The organism is Saccharopolyspora phatthalungensis (assembly GCF_014203395.1).
Lineage (GTDB): Bacteria > Actinomycetota > Actinomycetes > Mycobacteriales > Pseudonocardiaceae > Saccharopolyspora > Saccharopolyspora phatthalungensis.
The window spans coordinates 2,650,840-2,667,301 of sequence record NZ_JACHIW010000001.1 but is presented as its reverse complement, the minus strand read 5'-3'; the positions used below and the strand labels follow the sequence as shown (position 1 = coordinate 2,667,301).

Below are 16,462 nucleotides of genomic sequence, written 5' to 3'. Positions count from 1 at the left end.
CGCATTCATGGCCCGGCGGTGAAGGATGTCGCTCCCGTGCGCATGAAACAAGCCGTCTGCTACGTCGGCGTCTGGTTGACCGCGACCACCGCCGCCGTAACGCTGGCCTGGCTCGGCGTGCGCGATGTCATCCGCGGCGCGGTATTCGAGCAACCCGACGCGGTTCCGCTGGTCCGCCCTGTTCCGTTGCCGCCGACGGAATCGCCGCTGCCCCCGCCCACCTCGAACGCGCCGGCACCGCCGCCTTCGGACACAGTGGACTCCCCTACCTCGGAGACCGAGCCCGACCCGCCGTCGAGCACGCCGTCGAGCACGCCGCCGAGCGAGGAGGCCGGCGAGGTGCGCACGTACGACGTCAAGGGCGGCAAGGTCGTGCTCTCGCTGCGTCCCGACGGAGCTGACCTGGTTTCGGCGGTGCCGCGTTCCGGCTACACGGTGCAGACCTGGGACCAGGTAGCCGGTTGGCTGCGGGTGGAATTCACCGCGGGTCAACACGGCTCATCGGTGATCGCGACCTGGCACGACCACCCCACGCAGGTCGAAACCCAGGAATACTGACCGATCGCCGCGCAGGGCCTGTCAGGGCTTGCGCGCAACGCCGCCGATCAGCAGGCGCTGGAAGGAGTCCACCGGTCCTTGCGGCCCTTCCGGCCACCAGCGCGCGACCGGCACCAGGCCCGGTTCGAGCAGGGCGAGCCCGGAAAAGAAGCCGGTGATCTCCTCGCCGGACCGAAACCAACAGGTACCCATCGTGGCGAGGCAGGCCGCCTCCGTTCGGCCAGCCAGCTTGGCCGTTTCGGCGTCTTCGGGACGGCAGAAGTGGCTGATCGCCACGTACGAGCCGGACGGCAGGGCGTCGATGTAGTACGCCATCAGTTCGGGCAGGCCGAACTCGCCGGAGATGTGGTGCAGCGTGCCGATCAGGTACAGCGCGATCGGCGAGGTCCAGTCCAGCCCCCTGGCGACACCGTGCGCGGCCAGGAGTTGCCGAGGATCGGTGATGTCCGCCGCGACGTAGTGCGTCCGGTCGTTCTCCGCGAGCAGGGCACGCCCATGCACGATGGCCATCGGATCGTTGTCGACGTAAACGACGGTCGCGTCCCGGTTGCTCCGCTGCGCGACCTCGTGCGTGTTCTCCAGCGTCGGCAGCCCCGCCCCGCAGTCCAGGAACTGGTCGATCCCGACGGTGCCAGCCAGGTATCTGGTGACCCGCAACAGGAAAGCCCGATTGTCGGTGGCCAACGCGCTCAGTTCCGGGATGAGTCCGGCCAGCTCGTCGCGCACCGCCCGGTCGGCCGCGTAGTTGTCCTTGCCGCCGAGGAACGCGTCGTAAACCCGCGCGCTGGTCGGCCGCGTGGGGTCGATGCCGCCGGACGTGCCCGCGCGTCCTCCGCTGGTTGGTGTCATGTCGCTCCCAACCCAATTGCCGCCCCGATTCGCTGAGCGTAGGCGATCACGCGCGCGCACCGCACGAGCGGGTGGATACGGCCGATCCGGGTAAGGCACTCGACCTGGAGCCGGATTCCACTACTATCCCCCTCGCGTAACGTCCAACCGTTGGATCGCGACAGTGGTTGGAGAGTCCATTTCACAGGAGGTCTCGCGTGGCCCCGGACAGTGCCACGGGAAGCGGCCCCACGGCTCGCCGTCTCGTGCTGGGCAGCCAGCTGCGCAGGCTGCGCGAGGCGAGCGGGATTTCCCGTGAGGACGCCGGATACGCCATCCGCGGTTCCGGCTCGAAGATCAGTCGGCTGGAGCTGGGCCGGGTCGGCTTCAAGGAGCGCGACGTCGCCGATCTGCTGACCCTCTACGGCGTGGTGGACGACACCGAGCGCGAGTCCTTCTTGGACCTGGTGCGCCGGTCCAACGAACCGGGCTGGTGGTACCGCTTCAACGACCTGATGCCCTCGTGGTTCCAGGACTACGTGGGTCTGGAGGAATCGGCCTCCCGCATCCAGACCTACGAGGTCCAGTTCGTACCCGGATTGCTGCAGACCGAGAAGTACGCCCGCGCGGTCTCCACCCAGGGTCGGCCGGATTTCCCGGAGGACGAGCTGGACCGGCGGGTGCGGCTGCGCATGCAGCGCCAGAAGCTGTTCACCCAGCCGAAGGCGGCGCGGTTGTGGGCGGTGATCGACGAGTCGGTGTTGCACCGGCCGATCGGCGGCCGGGACGTGCTCCGCCAGCAGATCGAGTTCCTGCTCGAAGCGACCGCTATGCCCACGGTGACGCTGCAGGTCCTGCCGTTCGAGCTCGGCCGGTCCGGGGCCGAGGGCGCGTTCACCATCCTGCGCTTCGCCGAGCCGGAGCTGCCGGACATCGTCTACCTGGAACACCTTTGCGGTGCGCTGTACCTGGACAAGCCGGACGAGGTCGAGGTGTACAGCAAGGTCAGCCACCGGCTCGCGGTCGACGCGCAGACGCCGGAGGAAACCCGAAAGACGTTACAAGAGGCCCTGAAGCGCAGCTGACGGTCGGCCGACCGTAGCCCGCATCACCGAAAACCCGCAGGTGGCGGCCTCATGCGCGGACGACCATCCCCTCAGCACGGGCGTTGATAGACGCTTGGCGTCCCACCGCCGAATTACTCCGTTCGAGTGATCAAGGTCGGCTGAGATGCACGTGCATTTTTGCCGTGCATCTGCACCTGCTACGGTTGCTGCACGATCAACTGCACGTGCAGATGATCGTGCAGCATTGGTCGGGGAAGGGTGGGGTTCGGATGCCGAACATCCAGAACGGTATGCCCGCGCAGCAGCTTCCCAACGTGGTGTGGCGAAAGAGCCGCCACAGCGGAGCGGTGGGCAACTGCGTGGAATTGGCATCGTTGGTCGACGGCGGAGTCGCCGTCAGAAACTCGCGATACCCCGAGGGTCCAGCACTGGTCTACAGCCGGGACGAGATCGCCGCTTTCCTGCACGGGGCAAAAGATGGCGAGTTCGACGATCTGATCGTCTGACGGCGCCGACGCCGCGCGCGGAGGCCCTTACGAGAAATATCGGTGGCGCCATGAACGAGATTACCGACGGTCTGCAGGCTCTGATGGCCCGCGACTTCCAGTTCGCGCACCCGCGTGACGCCAACGGCGGCCTGGTCGCAGTGGTGGGGATCCGGGTTCATCGAGGGGTTTTCGACATCTTGCAGCTCTTCGGCGAGCACGACGCCGATGCGGCGCGGATCCCCGGCGACGAGCCGGACGTCCTGTTCCCGAGCAAGGTCCTGTGGCGAACCACCGGCCCGGCGCGGGATGTGATCAAGGATCTGCTCGCGTTGTCCGAGCCTACGCCGGAGATCGGCGCGCAGGCCGTGGGTTGTTGGCTGCCCACCCGCGCCGGCCGTTCGGCCTGGCTGGCCGCCTCAGCCTGACGCTTCGGCAGCGGACCCTCGGTCCGCCGCCCCCGCCCCAAACCCCGGTGTCGGAGTCCTCAATGGACCGCGCCCCCGGCGCCGGGGTATCCCGAAACGATCGAGTTCCCGCGCCACGGCGCCCCGGCGCGGGAACTCGGTCGAGAAGTTCTCCGAATTCCCAGGAGAGCAACCGGATTTCGTACGGGTTCCGGTAAGCCGCAATCGGCGGCAACCAGCCGTCCCCACTCGTTCTCGGGGACGGCTGGACAGCAGCGGCGGTCAGCTCCTCGCCAGAAGGCGCTCATCCTGGGTCGCACGCCGGGTCCGCCAGTGGTAGCCGACGACCGCGAGCGTGGCGGCCAGGAAGACGATCTGCATCGCTGTGCGCGGCACGAGTTGGTCCTCCGGGGCGGTGAGGATGCCCGCGAGAGCGGCGTGGACGTTCGCGGGGAACATCGCGACGAGCATGAGAGCGAGTCCGCCCGCCGCCCACGGCGCGGTTCGATGCCACAGCAGCCCCGCCGCGCCCGCCAACTCAAGGACGCCCGTGACGGTCACGAGCAAGCCGGGAGCGGGCAGGCCGGGCGGCACCATGCTGATGAGTTCCGCCCGCATCCCAACGAAATGCGCAATGCCGGTCGCCACGAACATGGCCGCGAGACCACCGCGAACGGCGACCGACCAGGGACGCAGCCGGCGGACCCCGGCGGCGCCCGCCACCAGCAGCACCAGTGTGACGACGAGCAGAATGATCAACGGAGCCATGCCGGGCCTCCCCCGAGAGGAAACTTGTCAACGACAAGATTGACCCCGGCATGACATCTTGTCAATGGCAAGATGCGGGCCCTGCCGGTCATGGCACCGAACGGCCCCGGTCAGTTGACCTTGTACATCGGGTTGGGGAGCTTCACGCCGCGTTCGGCGTGGCCGCCTGCCAGGTCGGAGTCCTGGTCGCCGATGTTCAGGATGATGCGGTAGCCCTGCCGCTCGATGTCGGCCCGCGCACCGCTCTTGTACGGCACGACCGACGGGTCGTGGTCGTACACCGGTCGCAGGTAGAGGCCGTCGAACTCGGGGTAGCCCTCCTCCCGGAGGTCCTGCGTGCTGGCGTCGCGCATCCTCGGGCTCTCCCGGCGGCCGGTGACGAAGAAGACCGCGACGCCGTGCGCGTCGGCGAAGCGCACCAGGTCCCGCGTCGCGGCGATCCCGGTGGCCTCGCGCGCCAGCACGTACTCGTCGTATTCCGCCTTGTCGTAACCGAAATCGTGCTCGGTCTCATAACCGTAGGTAGACAGGCTGGTCTCATCGATGTCCAGCACGATGGCCGGTTTCGACACGCCCTGCGCCAGGCGCCGGGCCAGGTAGTCCTGGCCGCGCCGGTCGGCTCGGGCGATGTCGGCGTCCCACCGGCCCGAGTCGTGATAGTCCACGATGGACTTCTTGAGGTCGGACAGGTTCGGGGCGGGCTCGGCGGACCTCACCCCTTCGGCACCTTGGGCCGTGGCGCAGCCGGTAGCAAGCACACCGAGCAGGGCGAGGGACGAGGCGATCCTGGGGAGCGCGGCGGACTTTCCGTCGGACACGATAAGAAACCTCCTGGTGCGAAAACCGCTATCCGGGCAAGACAGTTGCGGGCCGAAGTGTTGCACGGGGCGATCATCATCGACCGACCACGACGACACCTTCGGCCGACATCACACACACTCGTGGATGCGAAGGCCGCCGGGACCTGATGGCTGCTTGGCTTGCCGCTTCAAGGTAAGCCCGCGTTTCTAGCCCTCGCAGATCAGGTCTGTCACTCTGAGGTGATCAGTCGCTACGCTCAGGGAACATCGCCGCCGAGGTACGCCTCCCCGGGGACGCCTTGGGGGCTCGGCGGGAACAACGTGGCACCACCAAGCGAGAGGGCAGGTGGCTCAATGACGTCCGACGATGTGCGTGCACAAGTGGGTAACAGGGTTCGCCAACTCCGGGAACGCCGGGGCAAGAGCCGGGCGACTATAGCGGGCCTAATGGGAAAGAGTGAAGACTGGCTGAAGAAGATCGAACGGGGGCAGCGTCGCCTTCCGCTGGAAACCGGCGTTGCCTTGGCGCGGCTCCTTGGTGTGAAGAACCTCCAAGATATTTACGGGCCCGAGGTGTCCGCCCCGGTGATCAACGCCGAACGCCCATCCCACCCGGCGGCAGAGGAAGTCGGCGAGGCACTTACCGGCTATCTCCCCCCAGAAGGAGCACCAGTTTCGCCGCAATGACTTAAGGCTGCCGCAGCTCAAGCATGGCGCGACTGGCACGCGTCCGAAGCGCAGCGGACTGTTTCTGCCCGGATCTTGCCTGGTCTGATCCGCGCTGGTCGTTCTTCGGTTCGCGCCCACGAAGGCGACGAGAAACGAGCGGCGCGCGCGGCCTTGGCTGACGTGATGCACCTCGGACAGGCATACCTCGCGTGGCAAGGCACCGCCCATCATTGGTACTGGCTCACCGTAGATAAAGGGTATTCGTTGGGCGAAGACGCCGACGCACCGATGGCATACGCAGCCGGTCTTATGTACTCCGCGTTCGCCTTTCGCACTACCGGTAGGCCAGAACAGGCTCTGGATCTCCTTCGTCTCGCCACTGACGCTCTCAATCCATTTCTGGAAACGGGCGCGGACGAAGCGCGTGGTCTATGGGGAGCAATACAATTGGCCCGAGCCTCCACCACCGCCCGCCATTTCGGCGACCCCTCGGCCTGGGTTCATTGGGAAGACGCGAACCGGATGGTCTCACTCCTACCGGAAAGTTATGCCCACCATCACGGCTACAGCGCTGGCCACGTCGCGCTACATCGCACGTGGATCGCTCAAGCTCTTGGGGATGCCTCCGAGGCCATTCGATCTGCCGATGCGGTGAACATCGAGTCGATTCCGTCCCGGAACTGGCGGGCGTCGCATCTGGTCCACCTTTCCAGGGCACTGCACCAGCAACGCGACAGCGGTGCACTGATTCCGTTGATCCAAGCTGAAAGGCATTCGGCCGAGTCCATCCAGTTCAACATGGCGGCCCGTGAAGTCGTCAGCCATCTGGTACACCACGGCCCGATGTCAGTCCGGTCCGAAGCCGCTCAGTTGGCTGAACGTCTCGGCATCGCTGCATAACCCGATTAGTGGGGGACTAAGCGTCCCCGGTGACCATTAGTCCCCCTCGCCCCGTTCTCAAGGGGCGAGGGTTGTCTCATGTCTCAATGGTTGCTGATCGTCGTCACCGGCACCCACATCACTCGCTGTCGCACCGCCCGCTGTGAGAAGCCGGTCGTTCTCGTAACTAGGCGAGCGTCACCACGAATCGGATGTGACGCTTGCATGAGGGGCATTTGATGCCGACGAAAATTCCACGATGAGAAACCTCCTGGTGTGAAAATCGCGTTCGGTAGCCCGGATCCGCGCAGCACGCGGTCGAGCGCGGAGTAAGACAGTTGCGGGGCGAAGTGTTGCAAGCGCTTATCCCGTCATCGAGCCGACCACGACGACAGTTCGATGCGCAACACAACGCGTACAGTCAGAAGGTTTGAGCCGAAGTACCGCTGAAAGCCACCGGAATCGCGGGCAGCGAACCACCAAACGAGTGGCAACCCGCGAGGTAAGAGACCCGTGCCCCGGTATCAGCTACCGGGGCACACAGTCTCGATCAACGATCGAAACGGCCGTCCTTCACGGCTCGAACGAAAGGCGCCACATCAATCCCCAAGGTCGGCCCATGCGGATCCTTGGAATCGCGGACACGGTCTAACGTGACGGCCAATTCGACACAATTTCCGTTCGCGCTGGAGTAGCTGGACTTAATCCATCGATACGCTGCCATCCTGACTCCATTCGGATAACAATAATCCGATCTTGATCAACGATCGAAACGGCCGTCCTTCACCGCCCGAACAAAGCCCGCCACGTCAATCCCCAAGGTCGGCCCATGCGGATCCTTGGAATCGCGGATACGGTCTAACGTGTCGGCCAACTCGACACAATCGCCGTTCGCACTAGAGTAGCTGGACTTAAGCCAACGATGCACTGTCATGCTAACTCCATTCGTCAACAATGATTCGAGCAATTAGCTCAATCGCCTCGGACTGACACAAGGCGATCTTGCCGATCTCTGCTACCGCCTTGCGGTACGCTTTTATGTCGTCTTCATCTTGATCGAAAGCACCCGAACTGTGATGTTCAAAATGAACAACAGGCGGCGCATCCTTAAACTCGTAGAAGACGAACGGACCGGGTGATCCTGGGTGCCAGCCAACGCGTTGCGGAACTACCCGAATAACCACATTGGACTGCTCACTAATTTTGATCAAATGCCGCAGTTGCTCAGCCATGACACCAGAAGGACCGATTGGTTCGCGAAGCGCGAATTCCGCAATGAGCGCATTGAACCGCACCGGATTACGACTCGTGAGGACCTCTCGCCTGGCAACCTTGACCATTACGCGAGATTCTATCTCGTGCTGAGGTAGCTTATCCAAGCGCGCACTTCCGACCACAATGGCGCGAGCATAGTCCGTCGTCTGCAACAACCCTGGTATGAGGCACGGATGCCACGCTGCAATATCCGATGCCGCTCGTTCGCACTCCCACGCCCCAGCCAGTTGTAGCGGAATACCGGGTATCCCAACCGTGAGCCAGTTTGGCTCGCTCGCGTTACGCGCCAGATCGAGGATTCTTTCACGCTCCTCCCGCGAGGTACGCAGTATCGCCAGGATCATCGCTGTCGTTTCAATACTCGGAACCCTCTTGCCGGTCTCGATCCTTGAAAGGTGCGATTGATCTATCGACAGCCTATGGGCTAGTTCGCGCGTGCTGATTCCTCGCTCTTTGCGCGCTTCTCGCAGAGCGGCCGATAGTGCCCTGGCGCGTGGCGATCCGGTTGCTGTAGCCATGCGATTCATCCTTACGTGTCGCCGGGCGTAATCACCCGTTTAGAGCAATTGCGATGTCATGTCGGCATCACCCAATCTCTTGACTGCGCTGATCAACCCTTGCCGTATCAGCGTACTTGTTGGGTCAACCCTCGTGGGAGGCATCTTGACTGGTTACAGCACCATTTCCGGCCGACCATCTGGACTGCCCAAACGGATGCTTGACAACGACCGCGCGCGGTGTTTTGGGCACGCGGTAGACGCAATCGGTGAAGCATCCTACGTCCCGACTCATGCGGTGTTTTCGGTTTGACGTGACATGCTTTCACCCAAAAGCGTGGCGCGCGCCGGGGCGGTGAAGTCAGCTCGCCAGCCCCCAGGACCGTCCTCGCTTCCGGGCACCTCGACCTCCCCCACTATCCGACGATTAAGAGGTTTTGATGCCGACGAAAATTCCACATCGGACACTGAAATTCGCATACCAGTGCAGTCACGAGAAGTGCGAATTCTCCGAACGATACTCCGACGTCGTCGCCGATCACGAGCGCGACTTGCACGATCGGAAATCTCCCCGACATCCCGAACCCCAGGGGGCGCGTTGTGAGTTCCGCAGTACATGACGACACGATCTGCATGCGGGACCGGAGCGGCTGGAGTCGGCCTCGATGAGCCGGAGAGCGTGGGTCGCCAGCACACAGCAATCCCAGTGGCATGCCTGCGATGTCAGCGACGCCGGAGGATCACTCGTGATGGCCTGCGGTAACCGGCTCTACGAGCCATTTCACCGCAGGATCGGCATCGACCCGCCCACAAATCACTTCGCGGTGTGCCAAGCCTGCGCCGCCGCCGTGCACTGGCAACCAACGCAACCGCGACCGCCACACACGGCCCGGCCTCTCTGGCCCACTACCGACCCCGACGACACCAACACGCTCGCCCGCACCCACGATGCCGCCGCCCTCGCCAAGGCGGCGTGACCGCCCGACGCCATCCCATCGCGATAGCAACACAAGCAGAAACCCCATGAGATCACGGGCCAAGACGCCACCACCCCACGGCACCCTCCGCAGATACCAGCACCACAGGTGCAGATGTTCGCCCTGCAAAGCCGAGCACACCCGATACCGCAAGAACAGGCGACTCCGAAACGCCCGGCGCGCCGTCCCGGCAGGCAGACACGGCACCCTCTATGCATACGACGAGTTCGGCTGCCGCTGCGAAGCGTGCCGCCAAGCCAAAAGGGACTACCGAAAGGCATGGGCGTCCCGCCCCATACGCGAGCACGGCACCAGGGCGTCCTACTCCCGGGGATGCCGGTGCACCCCGTGCAGGAAGGCCGCCAGCAACTACCAACGACGGCGACGAATACGGCTCAAAGCGACACGACAGGCCACCCAGCAGTAGCGAAATAGCGCGGCCGGTTGGCAGTTCCGCAGGACGCCAGCCGGCCGCTCCATAACCTCCATCGGCACAGATCGGAGACTTCCCGGCACGGAATTCAGCAGCAGTGTTCGCCGCGCCAGGCTTCGCGGCCTTCCTTCACCGCCACCGCCGCGATCACCAACGCCACGATCGGATCCGCCCAATACCAGCCGAACAAACTGTTGAGCAGCAAGCCAACCAGCAGCACGCCCGATAGGTACGTACACAGCAAGGTTTGCTTGGAATCGGCCACCGCGCTGTTGGAGCCGAGTTCCCGGCCGGCGCACCGTTGGACGTAAGACAACACAGGCATGATCAGCAGGCTCAACGCCGCCAGGACGACGCCCACGATGGAATGCTCAGCCTCCGACATGCCGAACAACGCGCGCACTGATTCGACAGTCACATAGGCGGCCAGAGCGAAGAACGAGACACCGATGATCTTCAACGTAATGCGTTCTCGTGCTTCGGGGTCCGAGCCGCTGAACTGCCAGGCCACGGCCGCCGCCGAGGCCACCTCGATGGCCGAATCCAACCCGAAGCCGATCAGCGCCGTTGACGACGCGGCGGTCCCCGCCGTGATCGCCACGATCGCCTCGATGACGTTGTAGCTGATCGTCGCGGCGACAAACCACCGAATCCGCCGCGTCAGCACGGCCCGGCGCTCGGCACTCAAACCCGCGCCCGTTGCCGCCGATCCCGAACAGCACCCGTCCTCGCAATTGTCCGCTAACGGCCCGGCGGTCCAGGACATCTCCGCCTCACTCACCGGCCACCCGCGCGACCTCGGACGCGTCTCCCACGCCACTGTCGGTGCCATAGTTCGGGCACAGCGCCACGGCTTGCCCGGTGGCGGCCAACAACTTCTCGGCCGAGGCCAACAGGTCCATCAGCTCCGGCCGGGCTAGCGAGTAGTACACCTGCCGCCCCTCCGGCCGTCCGACCACAAGCCCGCAGTCCCGCAAACAGGCCACGTGCGCCGACACCGTGGACTGGGCCAACCCCAGCTCACCCACCAAGTCCGCCACTCGCGCCGCGCCGTCGGCCAGCCGCCGCGTCATCGCCAATCTCGTGGCATCCGACAGGCTGTGGAACAGCGCCACCGCCGCATCCAGCCCACTCGTCGCCGGTCTCGACGCCAGGGACCTATCAGCATTCATCGCCATGCGGCGATGATAGCGAATTTCGGCGATGAATGGGGCCGGGGCTCCAAAACCCTTCGCTGGAGCGCACTTGCGAACGCGCTGCTGCGCTCACGCAACGCGTTGAGAAGCTTTCGGATCGGCGCACAATCGGTCGGTCAGCAGCTCGGCGAAGTTTCCGTCGGTCTCCAGCACCACGCGAACGTGCGCGCCGTCCTGGGCCGGGAAGTCCCGGTACTGCCGGCGAACGTCGGCAATGGTCGTGCCGCCCCGGGCCTTGGCCGGTGTCCACGTCGACCGCGACGACCGGTGCCAGCACCGGGGAGACGTCTCACGTACAGCGCGAGATGCGCGTCCCCGTGCCAATTGCTGCGAGCCCCGATGGCCACCGGGATGTCCGGCCGTCCCGCCAATTCGAGTACTCGCAACGTGTTGTCGGCCGCGGTGACCGCATCGACATTGCCGAAGACGGTGGTCACCGCCCGGGTGTCGACGCCCGAATCCCGAAGCAGGTACAGCAGCGCCAGCGCGTCGTCGATTCCGGTGTCGCAGTCGACGATCAGGGTTTCCTTGGACGCCATCGGTTGCGCGCCTTTCTGCTGGGAGCGGAGTCGTGCCGGGGGGTGCCCGGCTCATCGGGATTGGCGCACCGGGAGGCCCGGCGCGCCGCTGGGCAACACGTACTTCGCGGCGATCAGCGGGGTGTGCTCGATCGAGACGACCTGGGTGACCAGCACGACCGGGGTGTCCGGCGAGCGGTCGAAGACCTCGCCGCGACGCCGCCCGAGCACCGTCGCGTTGACCGTGCTCGCGGCGCTCAGCGGCAGGTGCGGGTCGATCGAGCTGAGCACGTGCAACATCGTGCTCGGCTGGTTTTCCGCCGCCGCCAGGATGCCGGGCAGCGCGGGATCGACGGCGGCCAGCGCCTCGTCGTGCACGCTCCACTCCTCCACCAGGCAGGCCGGCACGCCGTCGACGACAACGACGCTTTCCCAGAACCAGATCTCGCAGCTGGCCGGCACCGGCAGGTGCTGCATCACCAGGTCGGTCGGCTGCTCGATGTCGCGCACCAGCGGCCGGACCTTGGTGTCGCCCGCGCCCAGCAGGGTTTCCATCGGTCGCAGCCGTTCGAATCCGCGCCGGGCCGGGCGGTCGCTGACGGTCCGCCCCACGCCGCGCCGGACGGTGATCACGCCGTCCACCTGGAGCAGGATCAACGCCTCCCGCAGCGCCGGTCGGCTCACGCCGAGGTCGGCCGCGAGGTCGGGCTCGGACGGCAGCGTCGAGCCCGGCGGATAAGTGCCTCGCCGAATGGCTTCGGCGATCCGCTCGTAGAGGTCCACGACCGGTCGCCGTTGGGGTCGTCTGGCCCCCACAATCGCACCCCCTGCCGGATTGATGTCAGACAAGTTAAGAGCGATAGCCTCGGCTCGTCAACACCGGGGAGGCCAGAAAAGGCCGAACTTACGAGCATAAAAGGACTGCACTCCTTGACCCGCGCCACAGCGAGCTGGCACACCCGTCCGGCAATGCTTACGGCCTGTCAGACAAGTTCGGCTTAGCCGACCGCTCCGCAGGGCTCCCGGCAGCCACCCGCCCTGTTCCGCCCCACCTCGCCGAAGCGGAGGCACTTTCATGACGACGGCCCGCGACCTTTCGCCCACCGGCGCACCACCGGTGCGCTACGCCGGTCTGCTCGTGGCACTGGTACTCGCCGTAGGCGGCTACCAGATCAACGCCACCATGCTCTCACCCGCGCTACCCGACGTGATCGAGCGATTGCACACCGACAGCGGCACCGCCGGGCTGTCGCAAACCGTGTTCTTCCTGTTCTCGGCGATCGGCCAGGTCACGATCGGTCGGCTCAGCGACTACCTGGGCCGGCGCCCGATGCTGTTGGCCACCCTGGTGGCACTGCTCGTCGGCGAGGCCGTCTGCGCACTGGCGCCGACCATCGAGATCTTCATCGTCGGCCGGATCCTGCAGGGCCTGGCCTCCGCGTCGTTCACGCTGGCCTACCTGACGCTGCACGAGACCCTGTCGCCGCAGCAGTTCGGCCGCGCCCTGGGGATCATCACCGCGGTCAACGGCGGCATCGCGGGGGTCGACACGATCATCGGTGGCGCGGTCGCCGACACCGTCGGATTCCGCGGCATCTTCGTGATCACCTTGGTGCTGACGCTGATCGCCATCGGCGCGGTGCACCTGTGGGCACCGACCACCACGGTCTCGACCGGCCGGATGGACTGGAAGGGCGCCGCCCTGCTGGGCATCGGTCTCACCGGCATCCTGCTGGCGCTCAACGAAGGCAGCAGTTGGGGCTGGTCTTCGTCCGCCACCCTTGCGCTGCTCATCGGCGGTGTGCTTGCCCTCGTGCTGTTCATCGCGGTGGAGCGGTCCACGCGCGACGCGCTCATCGACGCCTCGGTGCTGGCGTCACGACGTGGCTGGCCGCTGCTGCTGACCACCGTGTTCACCCTGGCCGGGGTGTTCGGGATGCTGAACTTCACCATCCCGCTGCTGACCCAGACCGCGGGCGAGGGCTACGGGATGTCGGCGACCATGTCGGCGCTGCTGTTCCTCACCCCGGCCTCCGGGCTCGGGGTCATCGCGGCCCCACTGGTCGGGCATTTCGGGCCTCGCACGGGCTGGCGGCGCTCGGTACTGATCGGCTCGGTCGGCACGGCTGCGGCCTTCGTGCCGCTCGTGCTGTTCCCGCAGTTGGCGTGGATCACCGTTGCGGCGCTGGCGGTTCTCGGCGTCACCTACACCGGCTATCAGCTGACCGCCCTCAACGGTTTGGGCGTCGATTCCGCCCCGGCGGACAAACCCGGTTCGCTGCCCGGCCTCAACGGGGCCTGCTTCGGCATCGGCGGATCGCTGGGCATCGCCGTCTCCGCCAGCGTCGTCACCTCCGTCAGCGACGGCGGCGCCCCGACCTTCGACGCCTTCCACGCCGCGCTGTGGTCCTCCGGCGCCTTCGTCGCCCTCGCGCTGGTCACCGCACTGCTCATCAAGACCCCGAAGAACGAGAACTCGACGACCTGGAGTGGTTCACGGTAAACGCGATGAAGTCGGCTTTCATTCTTGCGTTTTCGCGCGAAAACGCCGCCAGCTCCGCACCGGGGCGGTAATTCGCGCGAAATCGCAAACCCGCCACGCGGGCCCTTCGCGCCCCTAGCGACGCCCGAGCGCACAGGCACCCGAGGCCGAAAGCTCTCGCGACCTGTCGGTCGTCGGAGCTACCGTCGGTGTCCAGCCACCGGGTGCCGTGGTGGACTGGGCCGATTGGGGGCTGCCGGGATGCTGGACGTCGCAACCGAGGCCGCGCGCTTCATCGCGGCCCACGCCGACGAGCGAATCAGGCTCGCCGACGTGGCCGACCACGTCGGCTACAGCCCGTTCCACCTGGCCAGATCGTTCGAACGACGGCTCGGCCTGCCGCCCGGGCAGTTCCTGGCCGCGCACCGCTTCCAGCGGGCCAAGCAGCTGCTGCTCGCCGACGACCACCGCATCATCGACATCTGCTTCGCGGTCGGATTCACCTCGGTCGGCACGTTCACCCGGCGGTTCACCGCCGATGTCGGGGTCTGTCCGACCGAATTCCGCCGACTGCCCGACTCGCTCTCGGACGCGCCGCCGGAACCGGTGCACGTGCCTGGCCCCCTACGACAGGGCGGCATCGTCACCGGCTCAGTCCGCCTCAGCGCAGCGGCGCAGACGACGCTGCGGGACACCGCAGCGATCTACGTCGGGTTGTTCCCGCGCCGCGCCCCGCGAGGGAGACCGGTCAGCGGCGCGCTGCTCGACCCAACCGGTGACTTCATGTTGACCGGCGTCCCGGCGGGTACCTACTGGCTGCTGTCCACGGCCTTCCCCGCACGCGCGGACACGACGGCGCAGCTAGTGCCCGCCTGGAACGTGGTCGGCGGGTCGCCGCAGCCTCTGCGGGTATCCCAACGGCACACCTGCCACCACCGTGACGTGCACCTCGACGTGGCCGCCGAGTGGACCACACCGGTGCTGGTCGCGCTCCCGCCGCTGGCGTCGCCTACTGCGCAAAATCGGAGAAGACATGCGCGCCCCGCAGCCATACATTGACCGGCAACTACCTTCCCGCGGCTGACCAGGGAGTCCTCATGAGCCGTGTCCGAGTTCTCGTCGGCACCCGCAAGGGCGCGTTCATCCTGACCGCGGACGGCACCCGCGAACAGTGGGACGTCAGCGGCCCGCACTTCGGCGGCTGGCAGCTCTACCACCTCAAGGCATCGCCCGCCGACCCCGACCGGCTCTACGCCTCGCAGTCGCTCGGCTGGTTCGGCCAGCTGATCCAGCGCTCCGACGACGGCGGCCAGACCTGGGAGCCGGTCGGCAACCAGTTCTCCTACGACGGCACGCCAGGCACGCACCAGTGGTACGACGGCACGCCGCACCCCTGGGAATTCGAGCGGGTCTGGCACCTCGAACCGTCGCCGACCGACCCGGACACCGTGCACGCCGGGGTCGAGGACGCCGCGCTGTTCCGCACCACCGACGGCGGCCAGAGCTGGCAGGAACTACCCGCGCTGCGCGAGCACGGCTCCGCCTCCGGCTGGCAACCGGGCGCTGGCGGGATGTGCCTGCACACGATCATCCACGCCCCGGACGACCCGAAGCGGCTCTACACCGCTATCTCGGCGGCCGGCGCCTTCCGCACCGACGACGGCGGCCAGAGCTGGCAGCCGATCAACCACGGCCTGCACTCCGACGGCATCCCGGACCCGGATGCCGAGGTCGGCCACTGCGTGCACCGCATCGCCCTGCACCGCGAGCGCCCGAACGTCCTGTTCATGCAGAAGCACTGGGACGTGATGCGCAGCGACGACGCAGGCGATTCCTGGTACGAGATCAGCGGGGACCTGCCGACCGACTTCGGCTTCCCGATCGACGTGCACGCCCACGAGCCGGACACGGTCTACGTCGTGCCGATCAAGAGCGACGAGCAGCACTACCCGCCGGAGGGCAGGCTGCGCGTCTACCGCAGCCGGACCGGCGGCAACGAGTGGGAGCCGCTAACCAAGGGCCTGCCGCAGAGCAACTGCTACGTCAACGTGCTGCGCGACGCGATGGCAGTGGATTCGCTGGACGACTGCGGCATCTATTTCGGCACCACCGGCGGCCAGGTATACGTGTCGCCCGATGCCGGGGACAGCTGGCAGCCGATCGTCCGGGATCTGCCCGCGGTTCTCTCCGTCGAGGTGCAAACGCTGCCATGATCAGGGTCGCGCTTCCCGCCCACCTGCGGTCGCTGGCCAAGATCGCGGACCGCGAGATCACGCTGGAGGTCGACGGTCGGCCCACGCAACGCGCGGTCCTCGACGCGCTTGAGGCCCGGTACCCGATGTTGCGCGGCACGATCCGCGACCAGGACACCCAGCTTCGCCGGGCGTTCATCCGTTTCTTCGCCTGCGAACTGGACCTCTCTCACGAGTCCCCGGACGCCCCGCTCCCGGACGAGGTGGCCGCCGGCCGGGAGCCGTACCTGATCGTCGGCGCGATGGCGGGCGGATGATCGTGCTCGGAAGCTAGTCGCCGCAGAACGCGACGCGTCGATTAACCGGTGGCGGCGCCGTGTGGACCGCGCTGGAATCCGGCGCGCTGGCCCGAATCGGCTAACCGTCCACAT

At 66.3% G+C, this 16,462-nt stretch carries 21 protein-coding genes; 11 read left to right on the top strand and 10 right to left on the bottom strand.

Features of this window, described 5'->3' with window-relative positions; all coding sequences use genetic code 11:
• Window positions 1-42 precede the first annotated feature (42 nt).
• On the top strand, window positions 43-558 hold the full coding sequence (locus BJ970_RS12165) for a hypothetical protein (RefSeq protein ID WP_221467827.1): 516 nt from the start codon (window positions 43-45) through the stop codon (window positions 556-558).
• 21 nt (window positions 559-579) lie between these two features.
• On the opposite strand, the gene BJ970_RS12160 is transcribed toward BJ970_RS12165, so the two are convergent.
• Window positions 580-1,407, bottom strand: a complete 828-nt coding sequence (locus tag BJ970_RS12160; RefSeq protein ID WP_184726353.1) for an SAM-dependent methyltransferase — start codon at window positions 1,405-1,407, stop codon at window positions 580-582.
• Between the two features lie 197 nt (window positions 1,408-1,604).
• Here BJ970_RS12160 and BJ970_RS12155 point away from each other — a divergent pair, with 197 nt between their 5' ends.
• The 3 genes from BJ970_RS12155 to BJ970_RS12145 all read left to right on the top strand — a co-directional run bounded on the left by BJ970_RS12155 (window position 1,605) and on the right by BJ970_RS12145 (window position 3,366).
• Complete coding sequence (locus tag BJ970_RS12155; protein ID WP_184726352.1) at window positions 1,605-2,471, top strand: Sco1979 family transcriptional regulator; 867 nt, start codon at window positions 1,605-1,607, stop codon at window positions 2,469-2,471.
• A 251-nt stretch (window positions 2,472-2,722) separates the two neighbouring features.
• Window positions 2,723-2,959, top strand: coding sequence for a DUF397 domain-containing protein (locus tag BJ970_RS12150; protein ID WP_184729052.1), 237 nt, complete (start codon window positions 2,723-2,725; stop codon window positions 2,957-2,959).
• Window positions 2,960-3,009: 50 nt separating this feature from the next.
• Window positions 3,010-3,366, top strand: coding sequence for a hypothetical protein (locus BJ970_RS12145; protein ID WP_184726351.1), 357 nt, complete (start codon window positions 3,010-3,012; stop codon window positions 3,364-3,366).
• 261 nt (window positions 3,367-3,627) lie between these two features.
• On the opposite strand, the gene BJ970_RS12140 is transcribed toward BJ970_RS12145, so the two are convergent.
• On the bottom strand, window positions 3,628-4,113 hold the full coding sequence (locus tag BJ970_RS12140) for a DoxX family protein (protein WP_184726350.1): 486 nt from the start codon (window positions 4,111-4,113) through the stop codon (window positions 3,628-3,630).
• A gap of 110 nt (window positions 4,114-4,223) precedes the next feature.
• Window positions 4,224-4,931, bottom strand: coding sequence for an HAD family acid phosphatase (locus tag BJ970_RS12135; protein WP_184726349.1), 708 nt, complete (start codon window positions 4,929-4,931; stop codon window positions 4,224-4,226).
• Window positions 4,932-5,267: 336 nt separating this feature from the next.
• Between BJ970_RS12135 and BJ970_RS12130 the strand changes: the two genes are divergently transcribed.
• Both BJ970_RS12130 and BJ970_RS12125 read left to right on the top strand, forming a co-directional pair.
• The gene (locus BJ970_RS12130; RefSeq protein ID WP_184726348.1) at window positions 5,268-5,600 is read left to right on the top strand and encodes a helix-turn-helix domain-containing protein; all 333 of its coding nucleotides are present in this window, start codon (window positions 5,268-5,270) and stop codon (window positions 5,598-5,600) included.
• Window positions 5,601-5,675: 75 nt separating this feature from the next.
• Window positions 5,676-6,482 (top strand): hypothetical protein, encoded by an 807-nt coding sequence (locus BJ970_RS12125; protein WP_184726347.1) that lies wholly within the window; start codon window positions 5,676-5,678, stop codon window positions 6,480-6,482.
• A 529-nt stretch (window positions 6,483-7,011) separates the two neighbouring features.
• On the opposite strand, the gene BJ970_RS12120 is transcribed toward BJ970_RS12125, so the two are convergent.
• The 3 genes from BJ970_RS12120 to BJ970_RS12110 are packed head-to-tail and all read right to left on the bottom strand — an operon-like array spanning window position 7,012 to window position 8,254.
• Window positions 7,012-7,185, bottom strand: a complete 174-nt coding sequence (locus tag BJ970_RS12120; protein ID WP_184726346.1) for a DUF397 domain-containing protein — start codon at window positions 7,183-7,185, stop codon at window positions 7,012-7,014.
• A gap of 36 nt (window positions 7,186-7,221) precedes the next feature.
• The gene (locus BJ970_RS12115; protein WP_184726345.1) at window positions 7,222-7,395 is read right to left on the bottom strand and encodes a DUF397 domain-containing protein; all 174 of its coding nucleotides are present in this window, start codon (window positions 7,393-7,395) and stop codon (window positions 7,222-7,224) included.
• A gap of 1 nt (window position 7,396) precedes the next feature.
• Entirely contained in the window at window positions 7,397-8,254 is an 858-nt protein-coding gene (locus tag BJ970_RS12110) for a helix-turn-helix domain-containing protein (RefSeq protein WP_184726344.1), read from the bottom strand.
• 644 nt (window positions 8,255-8,898) lie between these two features.
• Between BJ970_RS12110 and BJ970_RS12105 the strand changes: the two genes are divergently transcribed.
• Window positions 8,899-9,210, top strand: a complete 312-nt coding sequence (locus BJ970_RS12105) for a hypothetical protein (protein WP_184726343.1) — start codon at window positions 8,899-8,901, stop codon at window positions 9,208-9,210.
• 521 nt (window positions 9,211-9,731) lie between these two features.
• Here the strand turns inward: BJ970_RS12105 and BJ970_RS12100 are convergent.
• The 4 genes from BJ970_RS12100 to BJ970_RS12085 all read right to left on the bottom strand — a co-directional run bounded on the left by BJ970_RS12100 (window position 9,732) and on the right by BJ970_RS12085 (window position 12,206).
• Window positions 9,732-10,409, bottom strand: coding sequence for a cation efflux transmembrane domain-containing protein (locus BJ970_RS12100; protein WP_184729051.1), 678 nt, complete (start codon window positions 10,407-10,409; stop codon window positions 9,732-9,734).
• Between the two features lie 7 nt (window positions 10,410-10,416).
• Window positions 10,417-10,821, bottom strand: coding sequence for an ArsR/SmtB family transcription factor (locus BJ970_RS12095; RefSeq protein ID WP_184726342.1), 405 nt, complete (start codon window positions 10,819-10,821; stop codon window positions 10,417-10,419).
• Window positions 10,822-10,955: 134 nt separating this feature from the next.
• Window positions 10,956-11,378: a nucleoside hydrolase gene (locus BJ970_RS37755; protein ID WP_246470825.1), complete on the bottom strand. Its 423-nt coding sequence runs from the start codon at window positions 11,376-11,378 to the stop codon at window positions 10,956-10,958.
• Between the two features lie 51 nt (window positions 11,379-11,429).
• Complete coding sequence (locus BJ970_RS12085; protein WP_221467120.1) at window positions 11,430-12,206, bottom strand: GntR family transcriptional regulator; 777 nt, start codon at window positions 12,204-12,206, stop codon at window positions 11,430-11,432.
• 226 nt (window positions 12,207-12,432) lie between these two features.
• On the opposite strand from BJ970_RS12085, the gene BJ970_RS12080 reads away from it, so the two are divergent.
• The 4 genes from BJ970_RS12080 to BJ970_RS12065 all read left to right on the top strand — a co-directional run bounded on the left by BJ970_RS12080 (window position 12,433) and on the right by BJ970_RS12065 (window position 16,348).
• Entirely contained in the window at window positions 12,433-13,860 is a 1,428-nt protein-coding gene (locus tag BJ970_RS12080) for an MFS transporter (RefSeq protein WP_184726341.1), read from the top strand.
• 240 nt (window positions 13,861-14,100) lie between these two features.
• Entirely contained in the window at window positions 14,101-14,898 is a 798-nt protein-coding gene (locus BJ970_RS12075) for a helix-turn-helix domain-containing protein (protein WP_184726340.1), read from the top strand.
• Between the two features lie 38 nt (window positions 14,899-14,936).
• Window positions 14,937-16,052 carry a WD40/YVTN/BNR-like repeat-containing protein gene (locus tag BJ970_RS12070; protein ID WP_184726339.1) on the top strand — a complete coding sequence of 372 codons (1,116 nt, stop codon included), beginning with the start codon at window positions 14,937-14,939 and terminating at the stop codon, window positions 16,050-16,052.
• Complete coding sequence (locus BJ970_RS12065; RefSeq protein ID WP_184726338.1) at window positions 16,049-16,348, top strand: MoaD/ThiS family protein; 300 nt, start codon at window positions 16,049-16,051, stop codon at window positions 16,346-16,348. The genes BJ970_RS12070 and BJ970_RS12065 overlap by 4 nt, the downstream gene beginning before the upstream one ends.
• Window positions 16,349-16,462: the final 114 nt, after the last annotated feature.